Source organism: Achromobacter sp. ACM05 (assembly GCF_019218915.1).
GTDB classification, from domain to species: Bacteria; Pseudomonadota; Gammaproteobacteria; order Burkholderiales; family Burkholderiaceae_B; genus Achromobacter; species Achromobacter animicus.
In genome coordinates, this window is record NZ_JAHUWQ010000001.1 from 2,163,924 (window position 1) to 2,175,648 (window position 11,725).

9 protein-coding genes and 1 pseudogene are annotated in these 11,725 nt (G+C 67.5%); 6 read left to right on the top strand and 4 right to left on the bottom strand.

Annotation, left to right across the window (positions count from 1 at the left end):
• Positions 1-117: 117 nt before the first annotated feature.
• Positions 118-1,254: a tRNA guanosine(34) transglycosylase Tgt gene (gene tgt / locus KW836_RS09850; protein WP_218343114.1), complete on the bottom strand. Its 1,137-nt coding sequence runs from the start codon at positions 1,252-1,254 to the stop codon at positions 118-120.
• Positions 1,251-2,309: a tRNA preQ1(34) S-adenosylmethionine ribosyltransferase-isomerase QueA gene (queA, locus tag KW836_RS09855; RefSeq protein ID WP_218343115.1), complete on the bottom strand. Its 1,059-nt coding sequence runs from the start codon at positions 2,307-2,309 to the stop codon at positions 1,251-1,253. The genes tgt and queA overlap by 4 nt, the downstream gene beginning before the upstream one ends.
• A gap of 229 nt (positions 2,310-2,538) precedes the next feature.
• Here queA and dacB point away from each other — a divergent pair, with 229 nt between their 5' ends.
• Both dacB and upp read left to right on the top strand, forming a co-directional pair.
• Positions 2,539-3,987, top strand: a complete 1,449-nt coding sequence (dacB, locus tag KW836_RS09860) for a D-alanyl-D-alanine carboxypeptidase/D-alanyl-D-alanine-endopeptidase (protein WP_218343116.1) — start codon at positions 2,539-2,541, stop codon at positions 3,985-3,987.
• A 212-nt stretch (positions 3,988-4,199) separates the two neighbouring features.
• Positions 4,200-4,835, top strand: coding sequence for a uracil phosphoribosyltransferase (gene upp / locus KW836_RS09865; RefSeq protein ID WP_175124539.1), 636 nt, complete (start codon positions 4,200-4,202; stop codon positions 4,833-4,835).
• 105 nt (positions 4,836-4,940) lie between these two features.
• Here the strand turns inward: upp and cysG are convergent, their stop codons facing one another.
• Positions 4,941-6,350 carry a siroheme synthase CysG gene (gene cysG / locus KW836_RS09870; protein ID WP_218343117.1) on the bottom strand — a complete coding sequence of 470 codons (1,410 nt, stop codon included), beginning with the start codon at positions 6,348-6,350 and terminating at the stop codon, positions 4,941-4,943.
• Positions 6,351-6,465: 115 nt separating this feature from the next.
• Positions 6,466-7,047 (bottom strand): ANTAR domain-containing response regulator, encoded by a 582-nt coding sequence (locus KW836_RS09875; RefSeq protein WP_175124541.1) that lies wholly within the window; start codon positions 7,045-7,047, stop codon positions 6,466-6,468.
• Between the two features lie 418 nt (positions 7,048-7,465).
• On the opposite strand from KW836_RS09875, the gene KW836_RS09880 reads away from it, so the two are divergent.
• The 4 genes and pseudogenes from KW836_RS09880 to KW836_RS09895 all read left to right on the top strand — a co-directional run.
• A complete protein-coding gene (locus KW836_RS09880; protein ID WP_218343118.1) occupies positions 7,466-8,764 on the top strand; it encodes a CmpA/NrtA family ABC transporter substrate-binding protein in 1,299 nt (432 codons plus the stop codon).
• A gap of 25 nt (positions 8,765-8,789) precedes the next feature.
• Positions 8,790-9,620, top strand: coding sequence for a nitrate ABC transporter permease (gene ntrB, locus KW836_RS09885; RefSeq protein WP_218343119.1), 831 nt, complete (start codon positions 8,790-8,792; stop codon positions 9,618-9,620).
• A 4-nt stretch (positions 9,621-9,624) separates the two neighbouring features.
• Complete coding sequence (locus KW836_RS09890) at positions 9,625-10,503, top strand: ABC transporter ATP-binding protein (protein ID WP_218343120.1); 879 nt, start codon at positions 9,625-9,627, stop codon at positions 10,501-10,503.
• Between the two features lie 10 nt (positions 10,504-10,513).
• Positions 10,514-11,716: pseudogene (locus tag KW836_RS09895) on the top strand (NAD(P)/FAD-dependent oxidoreductase); the annotation flags it as partial.
• Between the last annotated feature and the right edge of the window lie 9 nt (positions 11,717-11,725).

Consider the following 11,725-nt stretch of genomic DNA (forward strand, 5'->3'; position numbering starts at 1 on the left):
TTTAACCAGGATGTCATCCCGGGCGTCAAGGCGGCTTCCGCTTGCAGCGCCGACCTGCCCGGACAAATGGGGGCGAAACCTGCCGGTAAAAGCCCCTGGCGGGGCTTTTTTAACCGGCTACTCGATGCCGCGGGCGCGGTCCGCGGCGAACTGGGCGCGCCAGGCGTCAAAGCGGCCTTCCGCAATGGCCTCGCGCATTTCTTGCATGATAGTCAGATAGAAGTGCAGGTTGTGAAGCGTGTTCAGGCGCGCGCCGGTGATTTCGTTGGCGCGCTGCAGGTGGTGCAGGTAGGCGCGCGAGAAATTGCCGCAGGTGTGACAGCTGCAGCTCGGGTCCAACGGGCGGGTGTCGTCGCGGTACTTGGCGTTGCGGATCTTCACGTCGCCAAAGCGCGTGAACAGCCAGCCGTTGCGGGCGTTGCGGGTGGGCATGACGCAGTCGAACATGTCGACGCCGCGGCTCACGCCCTCGACCAGGTCTTCGGGGGTGCCCACGCCCATCAGGTAGCGCGGGGCCTGGACGGGCAGCTTGGGCGTCACGTGCGCCAGGATGCGCATCATGTCTTCCTTGGGCTCGCCCACCGACAGCCCGCCGATCGCGTAGCCATGAAAGCCGATGTCCTGCAGTCCGGCCAGGGATTCGTCGCGCAGCGACTCGTACATGCCGCCCTGCACGATGCCGAATAGCGCATTGGGGTTGCCCAGGCGATCGAATTCGTCGCGCGAGCGGCGCGCCCAGCGCAGCGACATGCGCATGGAGCGGGCGGCTTCCTCCACCGTGGCGGGGCGCCCGTCGATTTCGTAGGGCGTGCACTCGTCGAACACCATGACGATGTCGGAGTTGAGCGAGCGCTGGATGCGCATCGACTCTTCGGGGGTCAGGAACAGACGCGCGCCGTCGATGGGCGAGGCGAACTTCACGCCTTCCTCGGTGATCTTGCGCATGCCCTGCAGGCTGAACACCTGAAAGCCGCCGGAGTCGGTCAGGATGGGCTTGTCCCACTGCATGAAGCCGTGCAGGCCGCCATGCTTTTCCATGATTTCGGTGCCGGGGCGCAGCCACAGGTGGAAGGTGTTGCCCAGCACGATCTGCGAGCCGATTTCCTTGAGCTCGTGCGGCATCATCGCCTTGACGCTGCCGTAGGTGCCCACCGGCATGAAGATGGGGGTCTCGACCACGCCGTGATTCAGCGTGATGCGGCCGCGGCGGGCGCCGCCGTCGGTGGCGAGCAGTTCGAAGTTGAGTCCGGTCATGAGGCAGGGGTTTCGATGAACATGGCGTCGCCGTAGCTGAAGAAGCGGTAGCGCGCGGCGACGGCGTGGGCGTAGGCGCGGCGGATGGGCTCGACGCCGGCCAGCGCCGACACCAGCATCAGCAGGGTCGACTGGGGCAGATGGAAGTTGGTGACCAGCGCGTCCACTACCCGGTACTGGTAACCGGGGGTGATGAACAGACGCGTGTCGCCCTGGGCGGGGGCCAGCGGGACGCCGGGGGCGGTGCGGCCCTCGGTCTGCGCGGCGGCCGATTCCAGCGCGCGCACGCTGGTGGTGCCGACAGCGATCACGCGTCCGCCCTTGGCCCGGGCCGCGGCAATCGCGTCCACGGTGGCCTGGGGAACGGTGAACCATTCGGCGTGCATGACGTGGTCGGCCAGGTTGTCCACGCGCACGGGCTGGAAGGTGCCGGCGCCCACGTGCAGGGTGACGAAGGCGCGGGCCACGCCCAGGCCCTCCAGGCGCTCCAGCGTGGGCTGGTCGAAATGCAGGCCGGCCGTGGGGGCGGCGACGGCGCCGGGTTCGCGCGCGTAGACGGTCTGGTAGCGGTCGTCGTCGCCCGCGTCCGCGGCGTGCGTGATGTACGGCGGCAGGGGCGTCGCGCCGTGGGCGTCCAGCAGGTCGAGCACGGGGCCGGGGAAGCGGATGTCGAAGAGTTCGCCTTCGCGGCCCAGCACCGTGGCCTCGAATGCGTCGGCCAGGCGCAGCACCATGCCCGGGCCGGGCGGCTTGCTGGCGCGCACGTGCGCCAGGACGCGGTCGGGTTCGGTGATGCGTTCGACCAGCACCTCGATCTTGCCGCCGGTGATCTTGTGGCCCGGCAGACGCGCCTTGATGACGCGGGTGTCGTTGAACACCAGCAGATCGTTGGGCCGCAAGAGGGAGGTCAGGTCGGCGAACTGGCGGTCATGCAGCTGGCTGGCGGCGTCCAGGTGCAGCAGGCGGCTGCCCGTGCGCTCGGCGGCCGGCGTCTGCGCAATGAGCTCGGGCGGCAGTTCGTAGTCGAAATCGGAAACGGTGAAGGACTGGGTCACGCGGGTATCTGGAGCAATGGGATCGGCCCTGCAAATGACGAGCCATGCCGGTTGGGCGGGCTTGGGGCAACCCCATATTGTAAAGGGGACGGTTAATAGGGGCGGATCGGCGTCCCGCTCAGATAAATACGCCGCCAAAAGGCCCCGAGGGCCGTCCCGCGCCGCCCGTAACCGTTCCAGGTTTTGTATGCTCTCGGTTTTGCTGGACGAGCAACCAGGTGGGCGAGGCATGACGGGACAAGTGATCAGGCGGGTGGGCGGACTGAAGCAGTGGCTGGCCGGCGGTGTCCTGGCCTTGGCCGCGTGCGCTGCCTTTGCGCAGGTTCCCGGGTTGCCGCCCGACGTGGTGAAGGCCTGGAAAGCCAGCAAGCTGCCAGACAGTTCGCTGTCGCTGGTGGTGCAGGAGGTGGGCGGCCCGCGGCTGGTGGCGCTGAACGCCAAGGAGGGCCGCAATCCCGCGTCCGTGATGAAACTGGTCACGACCTGGGCGGCGCTGTCCGAGCTGGGGCCCAATTACGTCTGGCGCACCGAATTCATGACGGCGCCCGGCTCGCGCCCCGACGCCAAGGGCGTGCTGACCGGTCCGCTGTACCTGCGGGCCGGGGGCGATCCGCAATTCCTCATGCAGGATCTGTGGACACTGCTGCGCGAGCTGCGGCTGCGCGGCGTCAAGCAGATCAATGACCTGGTGATCGACCGCAGCATCTTCGGCCAGGTGTCGATCGACCCCGGCGCGTTCGATGGCGCGCCCGACCGGGCCTACAACGCCAGTCCTGACGCGCTGATGGTGGGGTTTGGCGCGCTGCGGCTCCTGTTCACGCCGGACCCGGTCGCCAATAAGTGGGTGCCGCTGATCGACCCGCCGCTCCCCGGCCTGAAGATCGAAGGCCAGGTGGAGTGGAGCGACGTCCGCTGCCCGGGTCCGCCGGTGGTCACGACCGATCCCGTCATTACCCAGCAGGGCGTGACCATTCGCGTCAACGGCAAGGTGGCGGGTTCGTGCGGGGAGTTCAGCCTGTATCGCCTGGCGCTGTCCCAGCCCGAGTACGCCACCGAGGTCTTCCGCATGCTCTGGAAGGAACTGGGCGGCACGTTCAAGGGACAGGTCCGGTCCGGCATGGTGCCGGCGGACGCGGTGGTGCTGGCCTCGCATGATTCGCCGACGCTGGCCGAGGCCATCCGCCAGATCAACAAGCGCAGCAACAACGTCATGGCGCGCACCCTGCTGCTGACGCTGGGCGCCGAGCGCGGCCGCCGGCCGGCCACCGTGGCCAGCAGCGAAGAGGTTGCCAAGCAACTCCTGGCCAAGCAGGGGCTGGACATGCCGGAGCTGGTCATCGACAACGGCGCCGGCCTGTCGCGCGAGGCCCGTGTGTCCGCGGATAGCCTGGCGTCGATGCTGACCGTGGCCTGGAATTCGCCGGTGATGCCGGAATACATTTCGTCCTTTGCCATCGCCGGCGTGGACGGAACGGTGCGCCGCCGCCTGAAGGGCAACGGCACGCTCGGCATGGCGCATCTGAAGACCGGCTCGTTGCGCGACGTGCGCTCGATCGCCGGTTACGTGCTGGGGGCGAGCGGCAAGCGCTATGTCGTCGTCAGCATCGTCAACCACGAACAGGCTGGCGCGGTCCGAGCCTTCGACGACGCCTTGATCTCCTGGCTCGCCGAACAATGAATGTAGGCCCCCACGCCGCGCGCACGTTGTGCGCTAGCTGCCCCCCGAGGGGGCTGCCCCGCCTTGGGGCGGCCCGGCGGCGGGGCGGGCTTAAAACGATTACGATCCTCCCGTATGGCCCGCCACCGGCTGGCGCAGACGCGCCGCGCCGTGCCCGGTCCGCCTGAGGCCAAAAGAATTCTGACCAACAAATACTCTGGAGAGTTACGCACATGCCCGTGCACGAAATCCGCCATCCGCTGATCCGCCATAAGCTCGGGATCATGCGGCGCGCCGACCTCAGTACCAAGAGCTTCCGTGAACTGTCGCAGGAAGTGGGCGCGTTGCTGACGTATGAAGCGTCCAAGGACCTGCCGCTGGCCCCCGCCACCGTCGAGGGCTGGTGTGGCCAGGTCGAGGTCGAGAAGATCGCCGGCAAGAAAGTCACCGTCGTGCCGATCCTGCGCGCGGGCATCGGCATGCTGGACGGCGTGCTGAGCCTGATTCCGGGCGCCAAGGTCAGCGTCGTGGGCGTGGCCCGCAACGAAGAGACGCTGGAAGCCCACACGTATCTGGAACGCCTGGTCGGCGAACTGGACCAGCGCCTGGCGCTGATCGTTGACCCCATGCTGGCGACGGGCGGCTCGATGGTCGCCGCCATCGACCTGCTCAAGCGCGCCGGCTGCAAGGAAATCCGCGCGCTGGTGCTGGTGGCCGCGCCGGTGGGCATTGACGCCGTGCTGGCCAAGCACCCGGACGTGCACATCTACACCGCGTCCATCGACGACGGCCTGAACGAGCACGGCTACATCATGCCGGGCCTGGGCGACGCGGGCGACCGCATCTTCGGCACGCAGCAAAAGGGCTGAAAGCAAAAGGGCTGAAGACGCGTTGCGGCCGGTTCCCTTCCCGGGATCGGCCGGAACTCGACCGCACAGCGGCCCAGGACCGCGCGCGGTCAGCAGGTCAGGTTTTCACGCCGTAACCGCCGGCTGTCCCAGGTGCTGGCCGAACCAATGCAACTGCGGCGCCAAGCCGGCGACCTCGCCCACGATCAGCAGGGCGGGGGACCGGACGGCATGTTCCCGTGCCAGTTCTGGCAGTTGCGCCAGCGGACCCGACACCACACGCTGTTCGGGCCGGCTGCCGTTTTCGATGAGCGCAAACGGCGTCTCGGGCGAACGGCCATGACGCAAGAGGCGCTGGGTCAGCAATTCAAGCTGGCCCACACCCATATAGAACGCCAACGTCTGTTTTTCGCGTGCCAGCGCGGGCCAATCCAGGTTGTCTTCATCTTCGCGGCAATGCGCGGTGATCAGGCGGACCGATTGCGCGTGCTCACGGTGCGTCAGCGGAATGCCGGCATAGGCGGCACAGGCCAGCGCCGCCGTGATGCCCGGCACGACTTCGTAGCGCACGCCATGCGCGCGCAGAAATTCCAGTTCCTCGCCGCCGCGGCCAAAAATGAATGCATCGCCACCCTTTAGCCGCACCACGCGGCGGCCGGCGTGCGCGTGTTCGACCAGCAGCGCATGGATGCGCGCCTGCGTCGCGTGATGGTTTTCGCCGGGCAGCTTGCCCACCGACACGCGTTCGGCGTCGCGCCGGGCAAGCGACATGACCTCGTCGCTGACCAGGCGGTCGTAGAGGATGACGTCGGCCTCGTTCAGGGCGCGCAGGGCCTTGAGCGTCAGAAGACCGGGGTCGCCGGGGCCAGCGCCCACCAGCACCACGCTGCCCTCGGCGGGCGCGATGGGCGAGGCCAGCGCATCGGCCAGCGCGGCCTCGGCCTGCGCCGGTTGTTGCTGGCGCAGGAATCCCGCGACCGGGCCATCCAGCAACCAGTCGTAGAAGCGGCGGCGCGCGCCCAGGTCAGGATGGCTGGCGCGGATGCGTTTGCGGTAGGTGGCCGCCAGGCCGGCAAGCTGGCCCAGCGTGTGATCGAACAGCGATTCGATGCGCTCGCGGATGCGGCGGGCCAGCACGGGGGCCACGCCCGACGACGAAATGGCGACGATGACCGGCGACCGGTCGACGATGGACGGCACCTGGAAAGACGACAGTTCGGGGTCGTCCACGACGTTGGTGAATATGCGGCGCGCTTTCGCAGCCTCTGAGACCGCGGCGTTGACCGCGCGATCGTCGGTGGCGGCCACGACCAGCCACACGTCCTGCAGCCAGGCGGGGTCGAACGGCCCCGGCAGATGGCGGATACGGCCCTCGGCCGCAAGGGCCGCCAGGGCCGGCGTCAGTGCGGGCGCGCCCACGACCACATTGGCACAGGCCTCCAGCAGCGCGAGCGTCTTGCGTTCGGCGACGGCGCCGCCGCCAACAACGAGTACCAGCCGGTCTGTCAGATCGGCAAAAATCGGGAAAAGCTTCATGAATGCCAGCCTCGGGCGTACCCGGCTCAATGTGGGTCGATGATAGGGACGGGTTCTCATCCCCACAACTTTTGATTTCTTTATTTCATATAGCCATAACTTATTTGGCAGCGTGTCAGGCACTGCCCAGCCATTGGCTCATTTCGACGACTTCGCGGGCGACTTCGCCCAGCCGTTTCTGGCTTTGCATGGCGCGTTCGCGCAGCAGCCGATGCGCGTCCTCCTCGGAAACGGCGCGCGTCTTCATCAGGATACCCTTGGCCTTCTCCACCCACTGCCGGTCCGCCAGGCGGAGCTGGGCCTCGCGCAGTTCCTCGCGGCGGGTCTTCTCCACGGCAAAGCGCTCGATCGCCACGGTCAGCAGCGGTTCGATGCGCGCGGCCGGCACATCGCCCACCACATAGGCGGCCACGCCGGCGCGTAGCGCCGTGCGGATGGTCTCGCGGTTGTCGTTGTCGGTGAACATCACGACTGGCCGGTCGCTGTACGAACTGGCGACGCAGATGTTCTCCAGCGTGTCGCGGCCGGGGGCATCGCTGTCGATCAACACGACGTCGGCGGCGGACTGGGCGATGCTGGCGGCCAGGTCGGCGCCCGGCGCCACCTCGGCCACGACGTGCACGCCCGCTGCGGCAAGCGTTTGCCGCAGCGACGCCGCGCGTCCTTCGCCATCGTTGAGCAGCATGACCTTCAGCATGAAATACCCCCTGTCCAATTGCTGATGCAAGTTCCATGCCATCTGTTCCGCGCGCGGCGCGCCACCAATGCGCACGGCGGCGGGGCGCACGCCGCACAGCGATGGTGCGTTGCGGTATCGATCTGCGCACCAACATGGCTCCGCCCCTGATTCGCGCGGTCATGACAACGCAGACGCGCGGTCCCCGCAGCGCCAGCGCTGGCGCGGCTTGTAGCGTGGTTTTCATCGTCCAGCGCAAAACTGGCACAGCGATTGCTTAAGTGAAAACGGGGCGGCCAACGGCGGTCGCCCGACGCAACACGCCGCGACACGCGGCCAGGGACAACGACGTTCCGCTGCGCCATCGGATCCAGATCCGTGGCGCGCGGGACGTTTTTTTTTGCCGCCATTTTTTCCGTCACCCCGCAAGGAACCCTCCATGACGCCCATGACCCGCAGTCCCTCGACCGTCACCGCGCCCGCCGACGCGACCGCCAACGCCAGCCGCCGCAAATGGCTGGGCGGAACGGCGCGCGCGGTAGCTGGCGCCGGCCTGCTTTCGCTGGTCGATCCGCTGGTGCGCGCCGGCGCATGGGCCGCCGGGACAGATGCGCCGGAAAAGACCGAGGTCAAGATCGGCTTCATTCCGCTGACCGACTGCGCCTCGGTGGTGATGGCGTCGGTGCTGGGCATCGACAAGAAGTACGGGGTCAAGATCACGCCGTCGAAGGAAGCATCTTGGGCCGCCGTGCGCGACAAGCTCATGAACGGCGAACTGGACATGGCGCACGTGCTGTACGGCCTGGTCTACGGCGTGCACATGGGCATCGGCGGTCCGAAGAAGGACATGGCCGTGCTGATGAGCCTGAACCAGAACGGTCAGGCGATCACGCTATCGAACAAGCTGCTGGAAGCGGGCGCACGCGACGGCGAATCGCTGGCCAAGCTGATGGCGGCCGACAAGCGCGAATACACCTTCGCGCAGACCTTTCCGACGGGCACGCACGCGATGTGGCTGTATTACTGGCTGGCCGCGCATGGCATCAACCCCATGAAGGACGCCAAGGTGATCACCGTGCCGCCGCCCCAGATGGTGGCGAACATGCGCGTGGGCAACATGGACGGCTACTGCGTGGGCGAGCCCTGGGGGGCGCGCGCCATCATGGACAAGATCGGCTTCACCACGGTGACGTCGCAGGGCATCTGGACCGACCACCCCGAAAAGGTCCTGGGCGCCAGCGCCGACTTCGTGAACCGCAATCCCAATACCGCGCGTGCGGTCACCGCCGCGATCCTGGAAGCGGGCAGGTGGATCGACGCGTCGCCCGAGAACCGCCGCAAGACGGCCGAGACCATCGCCGCCAAGTCCTACGTCAACACGGATGCGGGCGTCATCGTGGACCGCATGCTGGGGCAGTACGACGATGGCTTGGGCAAGAAGTGGTCGGACGCGCACGCCATGCGCTTCTATGCGGACGGCGCCGCCAATTTTCCGTACCTGAGCGACGGCATGTGGTTCCTGACGCAGCACAAGCGCTGGGGCTTGCTGAAAGAGCATCCCGATTACCAGGCGATCGCCACCCAGATCAATCGCGTCGACGTCTACAAGCAGGCCGCACAGGCCGCGGGCGTTGCGCTGCCCGCCAGCGAAACGCGTACGTCCAAGCTGATCGACGGTGTGGTCTGGGACGGCAGCAATCCGGCGGCGTATGCCGACGGTTTCAAGGTCAAGGTCTGATGGCCACCACCAAAGGGGACTCGCAATGTCTACCGTAACGATGACAACCCGCGGCGACGCATTCGCCGCGTTGGGGCGGGAACGCCTGGAATCCGCGCTGAAGGCGGTCGTGGGGCCGGTCGCCGGCTTTGCGCTCTTCGTGCTGGTCTGGCAGGTGGTGGCGATGCGCATACCGGAGATCCCGACGCCGGGCGTCACGTGGCATGCGGCCGTCGAGCTTTTCTCGGACCCGTTCTACGACAACGGCCCCAACGACAAGGGCATCGGCTGGAACCTGCTGGCTTCGCTGGAACGCGTGGCGATCGGCTTCGGGCTGGCGGCGCTGGTCGGCATTCCCGTGGGCTTTGCGATCGGCCGTTACGCCGCCGTGCGCGCCATGTTCTCGCCGATCGTCAGCCTGTTGCGGCCGGTGTCGCCGCTGGCGTGGCTGCCGCTGGGGCTGCTGCTGTTCAAGGCGGCCAATCCCGCCGCGATCTGGGCGATTTTCATCTGTTCTATCTGGCCGATGATCATCAATACCGCCGTGGGCGTCTCGCGCGTGCCGCAGGACTACCTGAACGTGGCGCGCGTGTTGAACCTGTCCGAATGGAAGGTGACGACCAAGGTGCTGCTGCCTGCGGTGCTGCCCTACATGCTGACCGGCGTGCGGCTGTCGATCGGCACCGCCTGGCTGGTGATCGTGGCCGCCGAGATGCTGACGGGCGGCACGGGCATCGGATTCTGGCTGTGGGACGAATGGAACAACCTGAAGGTCGAGCACATCGTCATCGCCATTTTCGTGATCGGCATCGTGGGGCTGCTGCTGGAAACCCTGCTGGTCGCGCTGGCCCGCCGTTTCACCTATACCGAGGAATAGCACCATGAAGAAATTCGTACGCATCGAACGCGTGGGTCAGACCTTCGACACCCGCAAGGGCGCCTTCGTGGCGCTGCGCGATATCGACCTGACGGTCGAGCAGGGCGAGTTCATCACGCTGATCGGCCACTCCGGCTGCGGCAAGTCGACCTTGCTCAACCTGATCGCCGGGCTGACCCGGCCGACCAGCGGCGTGCTGCTGTGTGCCGAACGCGAGATCACCGGCCCGGGGCCCGACCGCGCGGTGGTGTTCCAGAACCATTCGTTGCTGCCGTGGCTGACGTGTTTCCAGAACGTGCACCTGGCGGTCGAGCGGGTGTTCGGCGCCACGGAAAAGCGCGCCCAGCTGGCCGAGCGCACGCGCGCCGCGCTGGATCTGGTGGGCTTGCTGCCCGCGCAGAACAAGCTGCCGCGCGAGATCTCCGGGGGCATGAAGCAGCGTGTGGGCATCGCGCGCGCGCTGGCGATCGAGCCGGGCGTGCTGCTGATGGACGAACCGTTTGGCGCACTGGACGCGCTGACCCGCGCGCATCTGCAGGACGAGTTGCTCAAGATCGTGGCCAAGACGCGCACGACCACGATCATGGTCACCCACGACGTGGACGAAGCGGTGCTGCTGTCGGACCGCATCGTGATGCTGACCAACGGGCCGGCCGCGACCATCGGGGAGATCCTGCCGGTGCCGCTGTCCCGCCCGCGCGACCGCGTGCGGCTGGCCAACGATCCGACGTATCTCGCGTGCCGCGCGGGCGTGGTGGACTTTCTGCATCGCCGGCACGGTAATCCCGAACGTTCGCAGGCCGCGGCGCCGGCGAATGCGGTCCTGTCGGTTGTGCCCGCGCCGTTGGAAGAAGCAGCGGCGGCGGCACGCGCCGCCGCGTAGGAGGTCTGTCATGCAAGCCAGGCAGAAGCTGGTCGTGATCGGCAACGGGATGGCCGGCATTCGCACCGTGGAGGAGCTGCTCAAGCTCGCGCCGGATCTCTACGACATCACGGTGTTCGGCGCCGAGCCTCACACCAACTACAACCGGATCCTGCTGTCGCCCGTGCTGACCGGCGAACGCACGCTGCAGGACATCGTGCTGAACGACGAGGACTGGTATGCACGCCACGGCATCCGGCTGCTGCGCGGCCGCACGGTGACGGATATCGATCGCGCGCGGCGCGTGGTGCAGGCCGACGACGGTTCTCGTACGCCTTACGACAGGGTGCTGCTGGCAACCGGGTCCACGCCTTTCATCCTGCCGGTGCCGGGTCATGATCTGGACGGCGTGGTGGCGTTTCGCGACATCGGCGACGTCAATCACATGATCGACGCCGCCACGCGCTACCGGTACGCGGTGGTGATCGGCGGCGGATTGCTGGGCCTGGAGGCCGCCAACGGCCTGGCGGCGCGCGGCATGACCGTGTCGGTGGTGCACCTGGGCTCGGCGCTGCTGGACCGCCAACTGGACGGCGAGGCGGCCGCGCTGCTGCGCGAAAACCTGGAAGCGCGGGGGCTGACGTTTTTGCTCCAGCACCAGACCGAGTCGATCCTGGGCGGCACGGACGGGCGCGTGCGCGCGGTGCGCTTTGCCGACGGCACGGAAGTCCCGGCGGATCTGGTGGTGATGGCCGCCGGGGTGCGGCCCAACACCGAACTGGCCCAACGCTGTGGACTGCATGTGGATCGGGGGGTGGTGGTGAGCGACACCTTGCAGACGTTCGACCCGCGCATCTATGCGGTGGGGGAATGCGTCAGCCACCGTGGCACGGCCTACGGACTGGTCGCGCCGCTGTTCGAGCAGGCCAAGGTCGCGGCCAATCATCTTGCGCTGCACGGCATCGGCCGTTACGAGGGCAGCGTCACGTCGACGAAACTCAAGGTGACCGGCATCGACCTTTTCTCCGCGGGCAACTTCGCGGGCGGCGCGCAGACCGAGACGATCACGCTGGCCGACATGCCGGGCGGCGTCTACAAGAAACTGGTTATTCGCGACGACCGCCTGGTCGGCGCCTGCCTCTACGGCGACACGGCGGACAGCGCCTGGTACGTGCGGCTGATCCGCGAAGGCGTCGGCATCGGCGCGCTGCGCGACCGGCTCATGCTGGGCGAAGCGGGGGCG

Excerpts from the sequence above, each read along its gene's own strand:
- tgt (WP_218343114.1), bottom strand. The coding sequence starts at position 1,254 with ATGACCGGACTCAACTTCGAACTGCTCGCCACCGACGGCGGCGCCCGC.
- dacB (WP_218343116.1), top strand. The coding sequence starts at position 2,539 with ATGACGGGACAAGTGATCAGGCGGGTGGGCGGACTGAAGCAGTGGCTG.
- upp (WP_175124539.1), top strand. The coding sequence starts at position 4,200 with ATGCCCGTGCACGAAATCCGCCATCCGCTGATCCGCCATAAGCTCGGG.
- cysG (WP_218343117.1), bottom strand. The coding sequence starts at position 6,350 with ATGAAGCTTTTCCCGATTTTTGCCGATCTGACAGACCGGCTGGTACTC.
- KW836_RS09875 (WP_175124541.1), bottom strand. The coding sequence starts at position 7,047 with ATGCTGAAGGTCATGCTGCTCAACGATGGCGAAGGACGCGCGGCGTCG.
- KW836_RS09880 (WP_218343118.1), top strand. The coding sequence starts at position 7,466 with ATGACGCCCATGACCCGCAGTCCCTCGACCGTCACCGCGCCCGCCGAC.
- ntrB (WP_218343119.1), top strand. The coding sequence starts at position 8,790 with ATGTCTACCGTAACGATGACAACCCGCGGCGACGCATTCGCCGCGTTG.
- KW836_RS09890 (WP_218343120.1), top strand. The coding sequence starts at position 9,625 with ATGAAGAAATTCGTACGCATCGAACGCGTGGGTCAGACCTTCGACACC.